Source organism: Flavobacterium chungnamense, from assembly GCF_039539165.1.
GTDB classification, from domain to species: Bacteria; Bacteroidota; Bacteroidia; order Flavobacteriales; family Flavobacteriaceae; genus Flavobacterium; species Flavobacterium chungnamense.
The window spans coordinates 48,459-69,037 of the sequence record NZ_BAABCS010000005.1 but is presented as its reverse complement, the minus strand read 5'-3'; the positions used below and the strand labels follow the sequence as shown (position 1 = coordinate 69,037).

Genomic DNA, 20,579 nt, shown 5'->3' with positions numbered 1-20,579 from the left:
CTTAATTCTTTTTAAAAGGTAATCCTAATTCTGCTAATAATGATTTTGCTTCTTTATCAGTTGCTGCTGAAGTTACAAAAGTAATATCCATACCTGAAATTTTGTTAACTTTATCAATATCAATTTCTGGGAAAATGATTTGCTCCAAAACTCCTAAGTTATAATTACCTCTTCCATCAAATCCAGTAGCTTTGATTCCGCTAAAATCTCTTACACGAGGTAAAGCTGAAGTAATAAGTCTATCTAAAAACTCATACATTCTTTCGCCACGTAAAGTAACTTTAGCACCAATAGGCATTCCTTTTCTTAATTTGAATGACGCTACGTCTTTTTTGGAAATTGTAGCTAACGCTTTCTGACCAGTAATCTTAGTTAATTCATCTACTGCGTAGTCAACTAACTTTTTATCTGATACAGCTGCACCAACTCCACGGCTAATAACGATTTTTTCAAGTTTAGGAACTTGCATAACGTTTTTATAACCGAACTCTTCTTTAAGAGCTGCAATTACTCTGCTCTTATACTCTTCTTTTAGTCTAGGGATATATGCCATAACTATAATACTTGATTTGATTTTTTAGAAAATCTCACTTTCTTATCTCCTTCTATTCTTGTTCCAGTTTTTGTAGCTTCTTTAGATTTAGGATCTATTAAAGATAAATTAGAAATATGAATAGGAGCTTCTTTCTTAACGATTCCACCTTGAGGGTTTTTTGCACTTGGTTTCGTGTGTTTTGAAACCATGTTAGTACCTTCAACAATCGCTTTATTTTTCTCACGGTCAACTCTAAGAACTTTACCTTCTGTACCTTTATGGTCTCCAGCAATAACTCTTACTACGTCACCTGATTTTATTTTTAACTTTGTCATCATTAATCGAATTAAAGCACTTCAGGTGCTAATGATACAATTTTCATGAATTGTTTTTCACGAAGTTCTCTGGCAACCGGACCAAAAACACGAGTTCCTCTCATTTCACCTGCAGCATTTAACAATACACATGCGTTATCGTCAAATCTGATATAAGATCCATCAGCTCTTCTCACTTCTTTTTTGGTACGTACAACAACTGCAGTAGAAACAGCACCTTTTTTAACGTTTCCGTTTGGTGTTGCATCTTTAATAGACACTACAATTTTATCTCCAACAGAGGCATAACGACGTTTCGTTCCTCCTAAAACACGGATAGTCAAAACTTCTTTTGCTCCTGTGTTATCTGCTACTTTTAATCTAGATTCCTGTTGTACCATAACTATTTCGCTCTTTCAATGATTTCAACTAATCTCCAACATTTCAACTTAGATAAAGGTCTTGTTTCCATGATCTTTACTGTATCACCAATGTTACAGTCATTTGTTTCGTCGTGTGCAACATATTTTTTAGTTTTTAACACGAACTTACCATACATTGGATGCTTTACTCTTCTTGTTTCAGAAACAACAATAGATTTCTCCATTTTGTTGCTAGTAACCACACCAATTCTTTCTTTTCTTAAATTTCTTTTATCTTCCATCGTTCAGCAGATTACAATTCTCTTTTGCTTAATTCAGTTGCCAATCTTGCAACCGCTCTTCTCATTGTTCTAATTTGAAGTGGGTTTTGAATTGGTGAAATAGCGTGAGCGGTTTTTAATTCAGCGTATGTTTTTTTTACTTCACTAAGTTTAACTTGTAACTCAGCTGTAGACAGACTAATAATTTCTGATTGTTTCATAATTTTATATATATTATGCTTCGAAATCTCTAGCAACAACAAACTTAGTTTTAACTGGAAGCTTTTGAGCAGCAAGACGTAATGCCTCTTTTGCAACTGCTAAAGGTACTCCTCCAACTTCAAACATAATTTTTCCGGGTTTAACAACGGCAGCCCAATATTCTACGGCACCTTTACCTTTACCCATACGTACCTCAAGAGGTTTCTTTGTTATAGGTTTGTCTGGAAATACATTAATCCAAAGTTGTCCTTCTCTTTTCATAAAACGAGTTGCAGCAATACGCGCAGCTTCTATTTGACGTGAAGTTAAAAATACACCTTTTTCATGTACAGATTTAATTCCAAACATTCCACTTGAAAGCATGTGTCCTCTTTGAGAAACACCTTTCATTCTACCTTTTTGTACCTTACGGTATTTTGTTCTTTTAGGCTGTAACATTTTTCTTTAATTTAAAAAATTACTTTCTTTTACGTGCATCTGGTTTACCACCTTTGTTGAATGGTTTTCTATCTCCTCTTGGAGAGTCTCCACCTTTTCCACCAGAAGCTTGCTTTTTATCCATTCCAACTAGTGGAGATAAATCACGTTTTCCGTAAACCTCACCTTTCATGATCCATACTTTGATTCCCATTCTACCATAAGTAGTATGAGCTTCTCCAAGTGCGTAATCAATATCAGCTCTGAAAGTTGACAAAGGAATTCTTCCTTCTTTAAAACCTTCTGAACGTGCCATTTCAGCACCATTCAAACGACCTGAAATCAAAACTTTAATACCTTCTGCATTCATACGCATTGCTGCTGCGATAGCCATTTTAATAGCTCTTCTGTATGAAATACGGCTTTCGATTTGACGAGCAATACTTGTTGCAACTAAATAAGCATCTAACTCAGGTCTTTTAATTTCAAAGATGTTAATTTGAACTTCTTTGTCGGTAATTTTCTTAAGTTCTTCTTTCAACTTGTCTACCTCTTGTCCACCTTTTCCGATAATGATACCAGGTCTAGCAGTAGTGATAGTAACGGTTACAAGTTTCAAAGTTCTCTCGATGATTACTTTTGATACACTAGCTTTTGATAAACGAGCATGAATATACTTTCTGATTTTATAATCTTCAGCGATTTTATCACCGTAATCATTTCCACCATACCAGTTTGAATCCCATCCTCTGATGATACCAAGTCTGTTTCCTATTGGATTTGTCTTTTGTCCCATCTTAATTAATTGCTTTGTGTGTTATCTAATTGTCCTAATACGATTGTAACGTGATTAGAACGTTTTCTAATTCTGTGTGCTCTTCCTTGTGGTGCTGGACGAAGTCTTTTCAACATCATTCCACCGTCAACACGGATTTCTTTTACAAATAAGCCTGCTTCAGCTACATTACCTTCACTATTTTTTTGCTCCCAGTTATTGATTGCAGATAATAATAGTTTTTCTAATTTGCGTGAAGCTTCTTTTGAGCTAAATCTTAATACATTTAAAGCTCTTTCCACTTTCTGACCTCTTACCAAGTCTGCTACTAAGCGCATTTTTCTAGGTGAAGTAGGGCAGTTATTTAATTTAGCAAAAGCTATAGACTTATTAGCCTCTTTTCTTGCGTCTGCTGATTCTCTTTTACGAACTCCCATTGCTTCTTATTTTTTACCTTTATTTTTTGCTCCAGCATGACCTCTAAATGATCTTGTTGGTGAAAACTCTCCTAATTTGTGACCTACCATGTTCTCAGTTACATAAACTGGAACAAATTGACGACCATTGTGTACTGCGATAGTTTGTCCTACGAAATCTGGTGTAATCATTGAAGCTCTAGACCATGTCTTAACAACTCCTTTGTTTCCTCCAGCAATATTTTCTTGAACTTTTTTATCTAATTTGTAGTGTACAAAAGGTCCTTTTTTTAATGAACGTGCCATGTCTATCTAATTATTTCTTTCTGCGTTCAACAATATACTTATTACTCGGGTTAACTTTAGAACGAGTTCTATAACCTTTAGCAGGAAGACCTTTTCTAGAACGTGGGTGACCTCCAGATGAACGTCCTTCACCACCACCCATTGGGTGATCGACAGGGTTCATGGCTACCGGTCTTGTTCTTGGTCTTCTTCCTAACCATCTTGTTCTACCTGCTTTACCAGATACAATTAATTGATGATCAGAATTAGATACTGCTCCAATTGTAGCTGAACAAGTTAACAAGATTAATCTTGTTTCACCTGATGGCATTTTAATTGTAGCATACTTACCATCTCTTGCCATTAATTGAGCAAAAGTACCTGCACTTCTAGCGATTGTAGCACCTTGACCAGGACGTAATTCAATACATGAAATTACTGTTCCTAGAGGAATTTTACTTAATGGTAAAGTATTCCCAATTTCAGGAGCTGCACCTTCACCAGATACAACAGTTTGTCCTACTTGTAAACCGTTTTGAGCAACGATATACGTTTTCTCTCCATCAGCATACCATAATAATGCGATAAAAGCAGTTCTGTTTGGATCATACTCAATTGATTTCACTGTAGCTGGAATTCCAACTTTAGTTCTTTTGAAATCAATGATACGATATCTTTGTTTGTGACCACCGCCTGTATAACGCATGGTCATTTTTCCTTGACTATTTCTACCTCCTGAGTTTTTTATCGGTGCGATCAAAGATCTTTCCGGCTTATCAGTTGTAATGGCGTCAAAACCATTAACAACTCTAAATCGCTGACCCGGGGTAATAGGTTTTAATTTTCTTACTGACATCTTAATTTATTAGATATTGTTGTAAAAATCTATTGTTTCTCCTTCTTGTACTTGAACAATTGCTTTTTTGTAAGCATTTGACTTTCCACTTATCAAACCACTTTTAGTGTATTTAGTAGTTCTATCTGGTCTAACATTCATTGTATTAACACTAACAACTGACACTCCATAAGTAGCTTCAACAGCTTTCTTAATTTGTACTTTGTTAGCTTTTTTATCTACAACGAAACCAAAACGATTGAAAACCTCACCATCTTTGGTGATTTTTTCTGTAATAATAGGTTTAACTATGATACTCATGGCTTGTTATTTACTTAAATTTTCTTCAATTCCTTCTAAAGAACCCTCTAAAAGAACTAAATTATTAGCATTTAAAATAGCATAAGTACTTAACTCAGAGTTAGTTACAACGCTAGATCCTTTTAAATTGCGTGACGACAAATATACATTTTTATTTGAATCACCCAACACTATTAGAGATTTTTTATTTTCTAACCCTAAGGCTTTCAAAACACTAATAAATTTTTTAGTATTTGGAGTTTCAAAATTAAAATCTTCTACTACGATTAAATTTGATTCTTTAGCTTTTAAAGAGAAGGCAGATTTTCTTGCCAATCTTTTCAAACTTTTATTCAATTTAAAAGAATAACTTCTTGGTCTAGGTCCGAAGATAGTTCCTCCTCCTTTGAAAACTGGAGATTTTTTACTACCTGCACGAGCTGTACCAGTACCTTTTTGTTTTTTAATCTTACGAGTAGAACCTGCAACTTCAGCTCTTTCTTTAGCTTTGTGCGTTCCTTGTCTTTGATTAGCAAGATATTGCTTTACATCAAGATATACTGCGTGATTATTTGGCTCAATTGCGAAAACTGAATCAGAAAGTTGAACTTTTCTTCCAGTTTCTTTTCCGTTGATGTCTAATACTTTTACTTCCATTACTTCTGAATGATTACATAAGAGTTTTTGCATCCAGGAATAGCTCCTTTAACAACAAGTAGGTTCTTTTCAGCAACTACTTTCAAAACTCTAAGATTTTGTACTTTTACATTTTCACCACCCATTCTTCCAGCCATACGCATTCCTTTGAATACACGTGATGGATAAGAAGATGCTCCTACAGAACCTGGCGCTCTTAAACGGTTATGTTGACCATGTGTAGCTTGTCCAACACCACCAAAACCGTGACGCTTTACAACACCTTGAAAACCTTTACCTTTAGAAACACCCTGTACATCAACAAATTCTCCTTCGCTGAATACCTCAACAGTGACATTGTCACCTAATTTAAACTCACCTTCAAACCCTTGGAATTCAACGACTTTCTTTTTAGCAGAAGTACCAGCTTTTTTAAAGTGACCTAAGTCAGCTTTAGTAGCATGTTTTTCTGTTTTGTCATCGAAACCAAGTTGAAGAGCTTCATACCCGTCAACCTCATTGGTTCTGACTTGGGTAACGACACAAGGTCCAGCTTCGATTACTGTACAAGGAATGTTCTTCCCGTTTTCGTCGAAAATGCTAGTCATGCCGATTTTTCTTCCAATTAACCCAGACATATTAAACAATTTATTAATTAATTAATTTTGAGAACGATACATACCGCCTCTTTTGAGGGTGCAAATATACAACTAATATTGCAACCACCAAATATTATTTTAAAGTTTAAAAAAACCGCTAAGTAAGTGCTACTTTAGCGGTTTTATTTTTCAAATCTTACTCAGATTAAACTTTAATTTCTACTTCAACACCACTTGGTAACTCTAATTTCATTAGAGCATCAATAGTTTTTGAAGATGAAGAGTAAATATCTAATAATCTTTTGTATGACATTACTTCAAACTGCTCTCTCGATTTTTTATTAACGTGAGGAGAACGTAATACAGTAAATATTTTTTTGTGAGTTGGTAACGGAATTGGACCTGTTACAACAGCACCTGTGCTTTTCACAGTTTTTACGATTTTCTCAGCTGATTTATCAACCAACATGTGATCGTAAGATTTTAATTTTATTCTAATTTTTTGACTCATCTTGTTAAAAATTAAGCGTTACCTTTTGCTTTTTTGATAACTTCTTCTGAAATATTAGAAGGAGTTTGTTCATAATGTGAAAATTCCATTGTAGAAGTTGCTCTACCTGAAGATAATGTTCTTAATGTTGTAACATATCCAAACATTTCTGATAAAGGCACATTAGCTTTGATAGTTTTAGCTCCATTTCTGTCACCCATATCATTTACTTGACCTCTACGACGGTTAATATCACCAACGATATCTCCCATGTTTTCTTCTGGAGTAATTACTTCCATTTTCATAATTGGCTCAAGGATAACAGCACCTGCAGCTTTCGCTACTTCTTTGTATCCCATTTTAGCTGCTAATTCAAAAGAAAGTGCATCAGAATCTACTGGGTGGAAAGATCCATCCAATAAGGTTACTTTTAAACTATCTACTTGATATCCAGCTAATGGACCAGTTTTCATTGCTTCTCTAAAACCTTTCTCTACAGAAGGAATATATTCTTTAGGAACGTTTCCACCTTTAACTTCGTTAACGAATTGTAACCCTACAGGCACTTTTCCATCAACTTCATCTGCAGGCTCAAGTCTAAATACGATATCTCCGAATTTACCACGACCTCCAGATTGTTTTTTATAAGTCTCTCTGTGTTGAGCAGATTTTGTGAAAGCTTCTTTGTATTCTACTTGAGGTTCACCTTGGTTAACTTCAACTTTGAATTCACGTTTCATACGATCTACAAGAATGTCTAAGTGCAACTCACCCATACCTGAGATAATAGTTTGACCTGAAGCCTCATCTGTTCTTACAGTAAACGTTGGATCCTCTTCAGCTAATTTAGCTAAAGCCATACCCATTTTATCAACGTCTGCTTTAGTTTTTGGTTCAATAGCGATACCAATTACCGGCGCAGGGAATTTCATTGACTCAAGAATAATTGGATGTTTTTCATCACACATTGTATCTCCAGTCTTAATATCTTTAAATCCAACTGCTGCACCAATATCTCCAGCCTCGATGTAATCGATTGGGTTTTGTTTGTTAGCATGCATTTGGTAGATACGAGAAATTCTTTCTTTGTTTCCAGAACGAGTGTTTAAGATATAAGAACCTGCATCTAAACGACCTGAATAAGCACGGAAGAAAGCTAAACGACCAACATAAGGGTCAGTAGCAATTTTAAATGCAAGAGCAGCGAACGGCTCTTTTACATCAGGACGACGTAAGATTTTAGTTTGATCTTCTTCTAATAAATCAGCATCATCAGGGTGAATACCTTGAATACCTTCTTTATCTAAAGGAGATGGTAAATATTTACAAACAGCATCTAACATGAACTGAACTCCTTTGTTTTTGAAAGAAGAACCTGCAATCATAGGAATGATAGCCATGCCCATAGTAGCTGCACGTAAAGCATTATTTATTTCTTCTTCTGTGATAGAATCTGGATCTTCCATATATTTATCAAGCAGATTTTCATCATAATCAGCAACTGCTTCAATAAGAATATCTCTATATTCCTTAACTTCAGCAACCATATCAGCTGGTATATCAATTATATCAAAAGTTGCACCTTGAGTTGCATCATGCCATACAATTGCTTGATTTTTTACTAAATCAACTACACCTCTAAAATCATTCTCTTCACCAATTGGTAAAGTGATTGCAACTGCATTTGATTTTAGCATATCTCTTACTTGTTGACAAACTGCCAAAAAGTTAGATCCTTGACGGTCCATTTTATTAACAAATCCCATACGTGGAACTCTATATTGATCAGCAAGTCTCCAGTTAGTTTCTGATTGTGGCTCAACACCATCAACAGCAGAAAACAAGAAAACTAAACCATCAAGTACACGTAAAGAACGGTTTACCTCTACAGTAAAGTCAACGTGTCCAGGAGTATCAATAATATTGAAGTGATAAGGTTGTGATTCTGGTAATACTTTTCCTTGTTCTGTTGGAAAATTCCACTCACAAGTTGTAGCAGCAGAAGTAATTGTAATACCTCTTTCTTGCTCTTGTGCCATCCAGTCCATTGTTGCAGCACCATCGTGCACCTCACCAATTTTATGCGATTTACCAGTGTAAAATAATATACGCTCAGTTGTTGTTGTTTTACCAGCATCAATGTGAGCTGCAATACCAATATTTCTCGTGAATTTTAAATCTCTAGCCATTTCTGTATGTATTAAAATCTAAAGTGTGAGAATGCTTTGTTTGCTTCAGCCATTTTGTGAGTATCCATTCTCTTTTTAACAGCAGCACCTTCTTCTTTAGCAGCAGCTAAAATTTCAGAAGCTAGTTTTTGAGCCATAGATTTCTCATTTCTTCTACGAGCATAAAGAAGCATCCACTTCATTGCCATAGAAATTTTTCTATCTGGTCTGATTTGCATTGGAATTTGAAATGTAGCTCCACCAACTCTACGACTACGTACTTCTACGTGAGGCATAACGTTAGTTAAAGCATCTTTCCATACTTCTAATGCTGATTTTTCGTCATTGTTTTTCTTTGCTTCTACGATGTCAATTGCATCATAAAATACTTTAAAAGCTGTAGATTTTTTACCATCCCACATTAAGTTGTTTACAAAACGTGTTACCAATTGGTCATTAAACCTTGGATCTGGTAAAAGAGGTCTTTTCTTTGCTGCTCTTTTTCTCATGTCTTTTCTTTTTGAGTTTTAAAAATTACTTTTTCGCCTCTTTTGGACGTTTTGCACCATACTTAGATCTACGTTGCGTTCTTCCTGCTACACCTGAGGTATCAAGCGCACCACGAACGATGTGGTATCTAACTCCTGGTAAATCTTTTACTCTTCCGCCTCTCACTAATACTATCGAGTGCTCTTGTAAATTGTGTCCTTCACCTGGGATGTAAGCATTCACTTCATTTCCATTAGTCAAACGTACACGCGCAACTTTACGCATTGCAGAGTTTGGTTTTTTTGGAGTAGTAGTGTAAACACGCGTACAAACACCTCTTCTTTGAGGACAAGAATCTAAAGCAACCGATTTACTCTTCTTAGTGATTTGAGTTCTTCCTGTTCTTACTAATTGTTGAATTGTTGGCATAATTAAATACTAATTTTTCTTTTATTTATTAATTCCCCACTTTTTAGGGGTTGCAAATGTAGTAATTATTTTTAATAAAAAAAATCATAATTCATTAATTTTCAATAACATTTCTTTACACATCAAAATTTATATTAAACTCTGAAATTTTACGTTATTTTTACAACGGCAACAAATATTAGAACAGCTAGCTCTATAGCCCTGATGCAAGGGAAAATCCTTTTTTGTAAAAAAAGATTTGGAAAGGCAGCAGGAATAAGGATTACAAATAAAACCCAAGGCATTCGCTCCTAGAAACTGAACTAAATTCAGCTTTAATGAAACAACTAATTTTAATTTTCATATTTCTATTTTCCCTAAATAGCTTTGGGCAAAATAGGTATTTGAAGATTATTGGTAAAAATGACAAGCAAACTAAAATTATCGATTCTGTAGGTTATTCTAAATCCTTTAGTAATGCAAAAGGAGTTGTTGATGAATGTAAATTATTTTCGGAAAAGTTGTTGAAGGTTGGTTTTTTAGAACAAGAAATTATTGAAAGTAAAAAGGAAAATGACAGCACTTTTTTATACCTATATAATATAGGTGAAAAAACTAATTTTATACATATATATATAGGTAAAGATTATGCAGTTAAAAATTGGGGCATTTATGAAGTTAAAAATGATACTTTGAAATTGCCTTTTGTTGAAAGCGAAGCCTTTTTGAATTCGACTTTGAAGCAGTTGGAAACTAAAGGTTTTTCTATGGCGAAAGTAAAATTACTAAACATTAAAAATAAAAACGGTCTTGTTACCGCCGACTTGAATGTAAAAACCGAACAGAAGCGTCAATTGAATGATATTGTAATTAATGGATATGACAAATTTCCCGAAGGTCACAAGAAAAATTTGAAACGACTTTATAAAAAAAGAGTTTTCAATCAGCAGAATTTGGAAAAACTTTACAAAGATCTTGAGCAATATCGATTCGTGAAGCAAACTAAATATCCTGAGATTTTGTTTTCCAAAGATTCCACAAAAGTTTATGTTTATTTGGAAAAAGCAAAAGCGAATAACTTTGATGGTTTTATTGGTTTTTCTAACGATGAAAATTCTAAAGTTATTTTTAATGGTTATTTGGATTTGACTTTGAATAACATTTTAAATTCAGGTGAAAAAATAGCTTTGTATTGGAAAAGTAACGGCGAAGATCAAAAAACGTTTAATCTGGGTTTAGAACTTCCTTATATTTTTAAAAGTCCGATTGGATTGAAAGCGCAATTGAACATTTTCAAACAAGATAGTACCTTTCAAAATACACAAACTTCGATTGATTTAGGTTATTATTTTAATTATAATACTAGATTGTATTTAGGTTATCAATCGGCTGAATCAAGTGACATTAATAATGTAAACACTTCGACTTTAAGTGACTTTGAAAACCAATTTATCACATCTACTTTTGAGTTTGTAGATTTTAAACAAGATGATTTTCTGTTTCCTGAAAAAAGTAATTATAGTTTGAAAATTGGAACAGGAAAACGCGAGTCCAAATTTCAAAGTAATTCGCAGTTTTTTGGAAGTTTGAATTTGAAACATAATTTGTATCTCAACAATAAAAATGTGGTCAATTTAAAAACTCAAAATTTCTATCTGCAAAGTGATGACTATATTATTAATGAATTGCATCGTTTTGGCGGTATCAATTCGATTCGAGGTTTTAATGAGAATAGTTTGCAAGGTAACATCTTCTCCTCTATTTTGACTGAGTATCGCTATATACTTTCGCCAAATATTTATGTGCATTCTATCATTGATTATGGCTATTTTCAAGATAAAACCACTGATTCTAATGGTAATCTTCTTGGACTTGGTTTCGGATTTGGATTGTTGACAAAAAACGGACTTTTCAATTTGATTTACGCCAACGGAAGCACCAACGAACAAGCCATAAAACTTTCTAATTCTATAGTTCATATTAGTTTGAAAGCAACCTTTTAAACTCTTAACCATTTAAACTTTTAAACCTTCTTAAAAAAGTTTACCTTTGCGCCATGGAAAAAGAAAACCAAATCTTCGGAATTAGAGCAATTATAGAAGCTATAAATGCAGGGAAAGAAATCGATAAAGTATTCGTTCAAAGCGATGCCCAAAGTGAGTTGATGCAGGAATTGATGAAAACTATGAAAAAAAATAGCATCAATTTCTCATACGTTCCAGTTGAAAAATTAAACCGATTAACTCCAAATAACCATCAAGGTGCGGTGGCAACCATTGCTCCTATTTCGTTTGTAAAACTAGAAACTCTTGTTGATAGCGTTGTAGAAAGTGGAAAAATGCCTTTATTTTTAATCCTCGACCAATTGAGCGATGCTAGAAATTTTGGTGCTATAATTAGAACTGCCGAATGTACTGGTGTTGACGGAATTATTGTTCAAAAAACAGGCTCAGCACCAGTAAATGGCGATACTGTAAAAACTTCAGCTGGAGCGGTTTTTAATGTGCCAATTTGCAAAGTAGATCACATTAAAGACGCGATTTTCTATCTTCAAGGAAGCGGAATCAAAACAGTTGCCGCAACCGAAAAAACCGAAGATAGTATTTACGATATTTCATTAAACGAACCAGTTGCTATCATCATGGGAAGCGAAGACAGAGGAATTAATCCATCGGTTTTGAAAATTGTTGATGCTAAAGGAAAACTACCTATGTTCGGAACTATTGGTTCACTAAATGTTTCTGTGGCTTGTGGAGCATTTTTGTATGAGACAGTTCGCCAACGACAATAACAATTTTATTAGAAGCGAATGGCTTGGGCTTTATTTACAAACCATTTTCCCGCTATACATTACAATCTCGTCTCGTTCCAAAAAACGAGACGAGATTTTCATTCCTATCGGGGCTAAAAAGCAAACTATTCGTCTACTTGATCTTCTTCCTTACTCTCCTTAAAAACATAAACATATTTCACAGGTTCAGCTAAAATTTCTTCATATTCAACCATTAGTTCTTCAGGTTTTGGTGGATTTACGAAGTTGCCGTTTTCATCAAATCGTTTCATAAAGGCATCTTCTTGCGGATTGAAATCAGGTTTTTCCCATTCGTATTGTATGTCTTTTACGTAATCAGGTGTTTTGAATCTTACAGCAAAAACAAATCCTGTTAGTAATCCAGCTAAATGTCCTTCCCAAGAAATTTTGTGGTCTACATCTGGAAAAACATACCAAATCATTCCACCATATAAAACAACAACCACAAGTGATAATGCCATCAATCGATAATATTTGGTCATCATTCCTTTAAAGAAAATGAAGGAAACCAAAACATAAATTAATCCGCTGGCGCCAATATGATAGGATTCGCGACCAATAATCCAAGTGATTATACCTGAAAATAATATTCCGTATACCAAAACTTTTAGTGAAACTTCTCTGTAAAAATAAATTAGCGCAGTTGTTAAAATAAAAAGTGGCAACGAATTATTAGCAATATGACTCAAATCACCATGCAAAAACGGACTAAAAATTACACCTTGCAATCCTGAGAAAGTTCTTGGTAGAATTCCGTGATTACCTAAATCAATATTAAAAGAATTTTCTACATAAAACACAAACCAAATCACAACCAACAAAAAAGTTGGAACAATCCAAGTTGATGGTGAAAATTTAAAATGGTTTATTTCGTTATTGTGTCTCATAGTGACAATTGATTTATCAAAAATACAACCAATAATTATTTAATGCTATTTTGTCATAGTTTAATGTAAAAATGAATCGATGTGAAAGTGAAACAATTTATTATGAAAATTAGAAAATGTTTGAATATCAAATAACTCAAATTAATACTTAAATTTGTACAATTATCAATCTTTCTGAAAATTGATACATTGATAAATTATCAAATTGCCACATTAGAAATGGAAGCACCTTTAGCCGAACGCATTCGTCCGCAGAAATTAGAAGATTATATTAGTCAGTTGCACTTAGTTGGACCGAGCGGTTCGCTGACGCAACAGATTGCTCGTGGCGTTATTCCGTCAATGATTTTTTGGGGTTCACCAGGAACTGGAAAAACGACTTTGGCACAGATTATTGCTAAGCAAAGTAATCGTCCGTTTTATGAATTGAGCGCCATAAATAGTGGTGTGAAAGACATTCGCGATGTGATTGAAAAAGCAAAACAAAGTGGCGGATTATTCACGGCTAAAAATCCGATTTTATTTATTGATGAGATTCATCGTTTTAGTAAATCGCAGCAAGATTCACTTTTGGCAGCTGTAGAAAAAGGTTGGGTAACATTGATTGGAGCAACAACTGAAAATCCGAGTTTTGAAGTGATTCCTGCGTTATTGTCACGTTGTCAGGTTTATGTTTTAAATCCGTTTTCGAAGGAAGATTTATTAGCGCTTTTGGAACGAGCAATGAAATTGGACACTATAATTTCTTCCAAAAAAATAAAAATCAAAGAATCGGAAGCGTTGTTGCGACTTTCTGGTGGTGATGGACGCAAACTATTAAATATTTTTGAATTGGTTGTAAACGCAAGCCCTGAAGGTCAAATTACAATTACCAATGAAAAAGTTTTAGAATTAGTACAACAAAACACAGTTCTTTATGACAAAACTGGCGAACAACATTATGATATTGTTTCAGCTTTTATAAAATCAATTCGTGGAAGCGACCCAAATGGTGCTGTTTATTGGTTGGCTCGAATGATTGAAGGTGGAGAAGATGTAAAATTTATAGCCAGAAGAATGTTGATTTTATCAAGTGAAGACATTGGAAATGCAAATCCAACTGCTTTTATTATGGCAAATAATACGTTTCAAGCGGTTGCCACAATTGGTTATCCTGAAAGTAGAATTATCTTGAGTCAGTGTGCTGTTTATTTAGCAACATCTCCGAAAAGTAATGCAAGTTATATGGCGATAGGCGAAGCGCAAGCTATTGTAAAACAAACTGGCGATTTACCAGTTCCAATTCATTTGCGAAACGCTCCAACCAAATTAATGAAGGAATTAGGTTATGGTGATGAATACCAATATTCTCACAATTACGCAAATAATTTTAGCGAACAAGAATATTTACCTGATGCAATTAAGGAAACTAAATTCTACGATCCTGGAAGTAATTCTAGAGAAAATGGAACGAGAGAATTTTTAAAAAATCGTTGGAAAGATAAATATGGTTATTAGTAAATAGTTTAGAATTTTACTTCTACTTTTTCAGTAACTAATTTGTCGTTTTGATAGTATTCGAAAAACCATTCGTTGTTTTTTGAAAAGAAAACACCTTGAATTGTTCCTTTTGTAGCGATATAAACATCTTTTGTTGAAGTATTGAAGATTTTATAAATCACTTTTGGTTCAGAGTCTATGATTTGAAAACCATTTGTGATTGGTTGAACAAATAAAGATGAATTATCAACTTTAGAAGTATAAACCTTGACATTCTCGCTAGTTACAACAACCTTTTCTACATTTACTTTAGCTGGAGCTGGTTCACCAATCATCCCTAAACTCTTTTGTGAAGGTTGGTATTTGTGGGTTTTTAAAATACTAAAACTATCAAAAGCCATTCGTAAAGCTTGATTATAGGCAACTTTATATTCTTTATCTTTACTTGTTCCTTCTTCTGAAGTATATAAAATTGTTCCTCTACAGTCTTTTATAACAACTTTCACTCTTGTTGTGAAAAAATTATTATTAGGAATAACATCAACAAATACTTTATTACAATTATTTGCGATAAAATCATCAGGAGCAGTTTCATTACTTAAATAGGTTTCGAAACCATATTTTTCCATAAATAATTTAGTCAAAGCATTTAAGTTATACATGTTTTCTTCTTTCAAAAAGTTGAATTTTGAAGGCACCATTGCATACTTATAGTCATTCAAATTTTGACTAAATCCGATAGCAGAAAGTAATAAAAATAAAAGATAATATTTTTTCATTATAGGTAATTTTTTAATTCTATTAAGTGATTCACTTGTTTTATATGGGAAGGAATTTCAATTTTACTTTCGTTAAAAAATATTGCATCAATCCCAAAATCTAACGCTCCTTTAACATCAGCATCTATACAATCGCCAATCATAATACTATTCTGTTTATTGGCATTTGCCTTTGATAAAGCATACTCAAATATCTTAGGATTTGGCTTTTTTACACCAGCCATTTCCGAATTGGTTACAGAAATAAAATAATCTGAAATTCCTGAATTATTTAATTTTTTATATTGAACTTCTGCAAAACCATTGGTTATTATATGCAACTTATATTTAAGATTGAGATAGTCTAAAACTTCTTTTGCGCCATCAAATAACATGTTGTTTTCTGGCAAATAGGTAATATAATCAACTGACATTTGATTTATATCCTCATCAGAAATTGAATAGTTTAGCGCATCAAACGAATCTTTCAATCTTTTGTAACGTAGTTCCTCGTGAGAAATTTTATCAACTTGATACAATTTCCAACAAGCTTGATTGATTGGCGCGTAGATTTCTACAAACGATTTTGTATCCACTTTTGGGTGATTTTCTTTAAATATTTTATCAAAAGCCAGCTCAGAATTTTTATCAAAATCCCAAAGTGTATGATCTAAATCAAAAAAAATATCGGTAATATGTTTCAATTTTAAATTTATTAATTGACTTGAAAAATTGCTAAGTTTTGAATTTATAATTAGAAAATACCATTATCATTGAAACTATAATAACCATTTTCTGTAATAATAATATGATCCAATACAAAAATATCCATTTGTTGACCCGCTAATTTCAATTTTTTGGTCACTTCTTTGTCTGCATCACTTGCTAGCAATTTTCCAGACGGATGATTGTGTGTCAAAATTAACGAAGTTGCGTTATATTCCAATGCGGTTTTGAAAATTATTCTGCTGTCTACAACTGTTCCTGTAATGCCTCCTTTTGAAAGTTGTGATTTATGGATTACTTTATTGGAATTATTGAGATATAAAACCCAAAATTCTTCATGTGGCAATTCACCAATTATGGGTTGCATGATTTCGAAAACAACTTTGCTTGAAGTTATTTTATCTAAAGTAATCGCATCTTCAGATCGTCTTCTTCTTCCTAATTCTAATGCTGCTGCGATAGAAATCGCTTTTGCCTCGCCTATTCCTTTAAATTCGGTAAGTTGTTGAATGGATAATTTTCCGAGTTGATTTAAATTGTTGTTGGCTGAAAATAAAATGCGTTGACAAAGTTGCACTGCGCTTTCATTTCGAGAGCCGGAACCAATTAAAATAGCAAGTAATTCGGAATCTGATAAGGAAGATTTTCCTTTTAGTAGAAATTTTTCTCTTGGGCGATCGTCTTCAGCCCATTGATTGATAGGTGTGTACATAATTATTTTGGCGTTTATAAAGCACAAAGAACTATATTTTTTTAAAGAGTTCAAAATAAAATGATTAGAATTTTCGTTTGAATAAAAAAACAATTCATGAAACTACCTTTAATTCTTCTTGTGATTTTATTTTCTTTTGGATGCAAAAAAGCTGAAAAAAATAAATTGAAAACTGAAAACATTTCAGTTGCTGCGATTGAAAATCCTTCTACTTTTGAAGAGAAGCTTTCAAATGCTGCAATTTCAATTATTGATGAAAATGTAGTTTATACTCCAGATTATGTTTCATTAAAATATCCTAATGGTGATGTTCCTGCTAAAACTGGAGTTTGTTCAGACGTTGTAATTCGTGCCTACCGAAAACTTGGAATTGATTTGCAAAAAGAAGTTCACGAAGATATGAAAGCTAATTTTTCGAAATATCCAACCAAATGGGGTTTTAAAAAAACAGATACTAATATTGATCATAGAAGAGTTCCGAATCTTGAAGTTTTCTTTGAACGAAAAGGTAAAAAACTTAAAGTTTCAAATAATCCAAATGATTATAAAACAGGCGAAATTGTAACTTGGATGATTAATGGAAAATTACCTCACATTGGAATTATAACCTACAAAAAATCAATAGATGGAAACCCTATTATTGTTCACAATGTTGGTGGCGGACAAGTCGCAGAAGATTGTTTGTTTAGTTGGGAAATTGTTGGTCATTTTAAGTATGAGAAACAATTTGTTGAATAGATTCCTTAATATCGTTTTCTATTAACTTCAATGTATGTTTTAAGGATTTTTTACTTTTCCATCTTTGATGACCTGTAATTATATATTTTGGTTTTGGAAACAACTGGATAACTTTATTAATAGATTTTTCCCATTCTAAAACATTTGCATCGGATAGATTTCCTAAATCTTTAGCTTGACTACTTTTAACAAAACAACCTCCATATAGGATTTGTTCGTTTTCAAACCAAATCACAATATTATCTGGCGTATGTCCTTTTCCTGGATAAAATGTTTTAAATGAGTATTGTCCTAACTTAAAAAAGGTATCTTTTTCAAATAAATTAGAAGCTCGCTCTTCAACATTAATCTTGCATATTTCATCCGTTTGTTTAGTCGAAAAAGTTTTAATTCCTTTTTGATTATAAATCCCTAAAGAACCTGTTCTGTCATCATGAGAATGTGTTGCAATACACATAACTACTTCTTTATTGTGCTTTTTTCTTATGCTATCCAACAAAGGCAATGCTTGCGTTGTATCCCAAGGTGAGTCGAACATCACAACTCCTTCATTAGTCACAAGATATATTCCGTTTGCAGAAATTGGTTTGTTTTTGTAAAATTTATAAGTTTCATAAACATAGAAATCTCCGGTTAACTTTGTTATTTTTAAAGCAGATTTGTGCTGTCCAAACACAAAAACTGTGAATAAAACAAATACTATAATAGCATATTTTTTCATTGACAAATTTCTAATTGATTAACTCCTTAACCTCATCAAAATTCAATCCACCATAATTTCCTGAACTCATTAATAACAATGCAGAATTATCAAAGTTTTGACTGAATAAGAAATTCTTAAAATCGGCTGGATTGGTATAAATTATTAGATCTTCCCTTTGAAATGATTGCGCAATTTGGTCGTATGTTACTTCTTCTAGCTGCTTGATTTTTACAGCATCTGGAGAATAGAAAACAACGGCTACATCTGCTGCGTCAAGTGCGCCTTGATATTCTTTTAAAAATTCGGCATTCAAACTACTATAAGTGTGTAATTCTAAACACGCTATCAAAGTTCTATCTGGATATTGATTCTTAACCGCTTTTGTCGTTGCTGAAACTTTACTTGGTGAATGGGCAAAATCTTTATAAGCTACTTTTCCTTTTCCTTCTGCAATTTTTTCTAATCGTTTACTTGCTCCTTTAAAACTGGCTATGGCTTCATAAAAATCGGCTTCATCAACGCCCATATTTTGACAAATCCACTTTGCTCCTGCTAGATTATTCAAATTGTGAGCGCCAAAAACTTCTATTGGCATTGGACCTTCCGGCGTATCAAGCAAAGTAGTTCCATCTTCAACCGTGTAACTTGGCGTTTGATAAGCAATTTTTCTGATTGGGTTTTCAGAATTTTCGGCTACTTTTTTTACGGTTTCGTCTTCTTCATTGTAAACAAGAATTCCGCCTTTCGTAATTTGATTTACAAAAATTTCAAATTGCTCTACATAATTTTCAAAGGTTGGAAACACATTAATATGATCCCAAGCAATTCCCGAAAGTAATGCAATGTTAGGTTGATATAAGTGAAATTTTGGTCGTCTATCAATTGGAGAAGACAAATATTCATCACCTTCAAGGACAATAAAATCGTTACTTTCTGTTAGATGAACCATGGTGTCAAATCCTTCTAACTGAGCTCCAACCATATAATCAACTTCGATATTATGATAATGCATTACGTGTAAAATCATTGAAGTTATAGTTGTTTTTCCGTGTGAACCACCAATTACAACTCTTGTCTTATTTTTAGATTGCTCATATAAAAATTCAGGGTAAGAATAGATTTTCAATCCTAATTCTTTTGCTTTTAACAACTCAGGATTGTCTGCTTTGGCGTGCATTCCTAAAATAATAGCTTCAATATCTTGAGTGATTTTTTCAGGAAACCAACCCATTTCAATTGGCAGCAAACCTTTTTTTTCTAAACGTGATTTTGATGGTTCAAAAATCGCGTCGTCGCTTCCTGTAACTTGATATCCTTTATTGTGTAATGCTAATGCTAAATTGTGCATGGCTGCACCGCCAATGGCTATGAAATGTGTACGCATTTGAAATTCCAATTATTAAAATTCCAAATCCCAAACCTATAATTATTGGAATTTGGAATTTGAGTTTTGTTATTTTTTTTCGAATTGTTCTTTTAACTTTGTTGCTTTCGCCTTGTCTTTAATTTTATTCAAATATAAATTATATAATTTTTGAAAAGTGGTTTTTGAATTGCCAATTTCGTGTGCTTTTATATAATTTGCTTCTGCTTTTTTATAACGGTTGAAATATTCGTCGATGTAACCTTTGGAAAGGTAGCCATCTACTTTAGAAAGTTCCATTAATTCGTTAGAATATTTTACAGCTTTAGCCTCACTTCCACCAACAATTCCTGGCAATTCTATGTAAAGCATTACCAATGCCCAACGTGAATCGATATGTTTCACATCTAATTTTGCTGCTGTGAGAAAAGCGCTTTCCACATCATCAATCATTCCTAAAGCCTTGAATTTATTAACTGATTTGGCTTTCATTCCGAGAGCTCCACCATATTTGTACCAATAATTGGCTGTTTTAGGAAACTGAGTTTTTAAAACTTTATATTGTTTGATAGCTTCATCCCACTTTTTTTGATGCCCTGCGATATCACCAAGAAACTCAACCGTTTTGTAATGATTTGGATTGGATTTTAAATAGCTTTCAAAAAGAGTTTTAGCTTGATCGTACTTTTCTTGTTTGTAGAGTTTTTCTGCTTTTTCAAAATCAGTTTCAGCCATCATATTGAAGGAAATTAGAAGAAATAAAAAAGGTAGAAATTTCATGGGTTGTTATTATTTTTCAAAAATAAGAAATTGGTTTGAGTATGTTATTTTTTTAAACTAATTTTAATAAAATAAAACCAATTCCAACC

Annotated in this window: 28 protein-coding genes; 4 read left to right on the top strand and 24 right to left on the bottom strand. The window is 33.2% G+C overall.

What is annotated here, in order from left to right; genetic code table 11:
• Position 1: 1 nt before the first annotated feature.
• From rplE to rpsL, 17 genes are all read right to left on the bottom strand, one after another.
• A complete protein-coding gene (gene rplE, locus ABD771_RS03865) occupies positions 2-553 on the bottom strand; it encodes a 50S ribosomal protein L5 (protein WP_345090894.1) in 552 nt (183 codons plus the stop codon).
• Between the two features lie 2 nt (positions 554-555).
• A complete protein-coding gene (gene rplX / locus ABD771_RS03860; RefSeq protein ID WP_345090959.1) occupies positions 556-870 on the bottom strand; it encodes a 50S ribosomal protein L24 in 315 nt (104 codons plus the stop codon).
• A gap of 11 nt (positions 871-881) precedes the next feature.
• Positions 882-1,250: a 50S ribosomal protein L14 gene (gene rplN / locus ABD771_RS03855; protein ID WP_007803649.1), complete on the bottom strand. Its 369-nt coding sequence runs from the start codon at positions 1,248-1,250 to the stop codon at positions 882-884.
• 2 nt (positions 1,251-1,252) lie between these two features.
• Positions 1,253-1,513 carry a 30S ribosomal protein S17 gene (gene rpsQ, locus ABD771_RS03850; RefSeq protein WP_035125656.1) on the bottom strand — a complete coding sequence of 87 codons (261 nt, stop codon included), beginning with the start codon at positions 1,511-1,513 and terminating at the stop codon, positions 1,253-1,255.
• An 11-nt stretch (positions 1,514-1,524) separates the two neighbouring features.
• Positions 1,525-1,713 (bottom strand): 50S ribosomal protein L29, encoded by a 189-nt coding sequence (gene rpmC, locus ABD771_RS03845; protein ID WP_298119774.1) that lies wholly within the window; start codon positions 1,711-1,713, stop codon positions 1,525-1,527.
• Between the two features lie 13 nt (positions 1,714-1,726).
• Entirely contained in the window at positions 1,727-2,152 is a 426-nt protein-coding gene (rplP, locus tag ABD771_RS03840; protein ID WP_344816877.1) for a 50S ribosomal protein L16, read from the bottom strand.
• A 19-nt stretch (positions 2,153-2,171) separates the two neighbouring features.
• Positions 2,172-2,927 carry a 30S ribosomal protein S3 gene (gene rpsC, locus ABD771_RS03835; RefSeq protein ID WP_298119771.1) on the bottom strand — a complete coding sequence of 252 codons (756 nt, stop codon included), beginning with the start codon at positions 2,925-2,927 and terminating at the stop codon, positions 2,172-2,174.
• 5 nt (positions 2,928-2,932) lie between these two features.
• Entirely contained in the window at positions 2,933-3,343 is a 411-nt protein-coding gene (rplV, locus tag ABD771_RS03830; protein ID WP_298119769.1) for a 50S ribosomal protein L22, read from the bottom strand.
• Positions 3,344-3,349: 6 nt separating this feature from the next.
• Positions 3,350-3,628 (bottom strand): 30S ribosomal protein S19, encoded by a 279-nt coding sequence (gene rpsS, locus ABD771_RS03825; RefSeq protein WP_007136562.1) that lies wholly within the window; start codon positions 3,626-3,628, stop codon positions 3,350-3,352.
• Between the two features lie 10 nt (positions 3,629-3,638).
• The gene (rplB, locus tag ABD771_RS03820; RefSeq protein WP_344816878.1) at positions 3,639-4,463 is read right to left on the bottom strand and encodes a 50S ribosomal protein L2; all 825 of its coding nucleotides are present in this window, start codon (positions 4,461-4,463) and stop codon (positions 3,639-3,641) included.
• 9 nt (positions 4,464-4,472) lie between these two features.
• On the bottom strand, positions 4,473-4,763 hold the full coding sequence (gene rplW / locus ABD771_RS03815) for a 50S ribosomal protein L23 (protein WP_290835169.1): 291 nt from the start codon (positions 4,761-4,763) through the stop codon (positions 4,473-4,475).
• A gap of 6 nt (positions 4,764-4,769) precedes the next feature.
• A complete protein-coding gene (rplD, locus tag ABD771_RS03810) occupies positions 4,770-5,399 on the bottom strand; it encodes a 50S ribosomal protein L4 (RefSeq protein WP_345090957.1) in 630 nt (209 codons plus the stop codon).
• Complete coding sequence (rplC, locus tag ABD771_RS03805) at positions 5,399-6,016, bottom strand: 50S ribosomal protein L3 (protein ID WP_344816879.1); 618 nt, start codon at positions 6,014-6,016, stop codon at positions 5,399-5,401. The genes rplD and rplC overlap by 1 nt, the downstream gene beginning before the upstream one ends.
• A 166-nt stretch (positions 6,017-6,182) precedes the next feature.
• Positions 6,183-6,488, bottom strand: a complete 306-nt coding sequence (gene rpsJ / locus ABD771_RS03800; RefSeq protein WP_274782155.1) for a 30S ribosomal protein S10 — start codon at positions 6,486-6,488, stop codon at positions 6,183-6,185.
• Positions 6,489-6,499: 11 nt separating this feature from the next.
• Positions 6,500-8,656, bottom strand: a complete 2,157-nt coding sequence (fusA, locus tag ABD771_RS03795; RefSeq protein WP_345090887.1) for an elongation factor G — start codon at positions 8,654-8,656, stop codon at positions 6,500-6,502.
• 11 nt (positions 8,657-8,667) lie between these two features.
• Positions 8,668-9,144 carry a 30S ribosomal protein S7 gene (gene rpsG / locus ABD771_RS03790; RefSeq protein WP_344816880.1) on the bottom strand — a complete coding sequence of 159 codons (477 nt, stop codon included), beginning with the start codon at positions 9,142-9,144 and terminating at the stop codon, positions 8,668-8,670.
• Between the two features lie 25 nt (positions 9,145-9,169).
• Positions 9,170-9,553: a 30S ribosomal protein S12 gene (gene rpsL / locus ABD771_RS03785; RefSeq protein ID WP_007136570.1), complete on the bottom strand. Its 384-nt coding sequence runs from the start codon at positions 9,551-9,553 to the stop codon at positions 9,170-9,172.
• 317 nt (positions 9,554-9,870) lie between these two features.
• Between rpsL and ABD771_RS03780 the strand changes: the two genes are divergently transcribed.
• On the top strand, positions 9,871-11,535 hold the full coding sequence (locus ABD771_RS03780; RefSeq protein ID WP_345090882.1) for a BamA/TamA family outer membrane protein: 1,665 nt from the start codon (positions 9,871-9,873) through the stop codon (positions 11,533-11,535).
• A 53-nt stretch (positions 11,536-11,588) separates the two neighbouring features.
• Positions 11,589-12,323, top strand: coding sequence for a 23S rRNA (guanosine(2251)-2'-O)-methyltransferase RlmB (gene rlmB, locus ABD771_RS03775; protein WP_345090879.1), 735 nt, complete (start codon positions 11,589-11,591; stop codon positions 12,321-12,323).
• Between the two features lie 125 nt (positions 12,324-12,448).
• Here the strand turns inward: rlmB and ABD771_RS03770 are convergent, their stop codons facing one another.
• Positions 12,449-13,231 carry a rhomboid family intramembrane serine protease gene (locus ABD771_RS03770; RefSeq protein WP_345090876.1) on the bottom strand — a complete coding sequence of 261 codons (783 nt, stop codon included), beginning with the start codon at positions 13,229-13,231 and terminating at the stop codon, positions 12,449-12,451.
• A gap of 219 nt (positions 13,232-13,450) precedes the next feature.
• Here ABD771_RS03770 and ABD771_RS03765 point away from each other — a divergent pair, with 219 nt between their 5' ends.
• Positions 13,451-14,728, top strand: coding sequence for a replication-associated recombination protein A (locus tag ABD771_RS03765; RefSeq protein WP_345090955.1), 1,278 nt, complete (start codon positions 13,451-13,453; stop codon positions 14,726-14,728).
• Between the two features lie 8 nt (positions 14,729-14,736).
• Here ABD771_RS03765 and ABD771_RS03760 read toward each other — a convergent pair whose 3' ends face one another.
• The 3 genes from ABD771_RS03760 to radC are packed head-to-tail and all read right to left on the bottom strand — an operon-like array spanning position 14,737 to position 16,906.
• Positions 14,737-15,489 (bottom strand): hypothetical protein, encoded by a 753-nt coding sequence (locus tag ABD771_RS03760; RefSeq protein WP_345090874.1) that lies wholly within the window; start codon positions 15,487-15,489, stop codon positions 14,737-14,739.
• A complete protein-coding gene (locus ABD771_RS03755) occupies positions 15,489-16,172 on the bottom strand; it encodes a YjjG family noncanonical pyrimidine nucleotidase (RefSeq protein ID WP_345090871.1) in 684 nt (227 codons plus the stop codon). The genes ABD771_RS03760 and ABD771_RS03755 overlap by 1 nt, the downstream gene beginning before the upstream one ends.
• Positions 16,173-16,222: 50 nt before the next feature.
• Entirely contained in the window at positions 16,223-16,906 is a 684-nt protein-coding gene (gene radC / locus ABD771_RS03750) for a RadC family protein (protein WP_345090866.1), read from the bottom strand.
• Between the two features lie 96 nt (positions 16,907-17,002).
• Here radC and ABD771_RS03745 point away from each other — a divergent pair, with 96 nt between their 5' ends.
• Positions 17,003-17,644: a DUF1287 domain-containing protein gene (locus ABD771_RS03745; protein WP_345090862.1), complete on the top strand. Its 642-nt coding sequence runs from the start codon at positions 17,003-17,005 to the stop codon at positions 17,642-17,644.
• On the opposite strand, the gene bla is transcribed toward ABD771_RS03745, so the two are convergent.
• The 3 genes from bla to ABD771_RS03730 all read right to left on the bottom strand — a co-directional run bounded on the left by bla (position 17,616) and on the right by ABD771_RS03730 (position 20,490).
• Positions 17,616-18,365, bottom strand: a complete 750-nt coding sequence (gene bla, locus ABD771_RS03740) for a BlaB/IND/MUS family subclass B1 metallo-beta-lactamase (RefSeq protein WP_345090859.1) — start codon at positions 18,363-18,365, stop codon at positions 17,616-17,618. The two genes, ABD771_RS03745 and bla, sit on opposite strands and share 29 nt — an antisense overlap.
• Before the next feature lie 10 nt (positions 18,366-18,375).
• Positions 18,376-19,731 carry a UDP-N-acetylmuramate--L-alanine ligase gene (locus ABD771_RS03735; RefSeq protein ID WP_345090856.1) on the bottom strand — a complete coding sequence of 452 codons (1,356 nt, stop codon included), beginning with the start codon at positions 19,729-19,731 and terminating at the stop codon, positions 18,376-18,378.
• A 69-nt stretch (positions 19,732-19,800) separates the two neighbouring features.
• Entirely contained in the window at positions 19,801-20,490 is a 690-nt protein-coding gene (locus ABD771_RS03730) for a tetratricopeptide repeat protein (protein WP_345090854.1), read from the bottom strand.
• Positions 20,491-20,579: the final 89 nt, after the last annotated feature.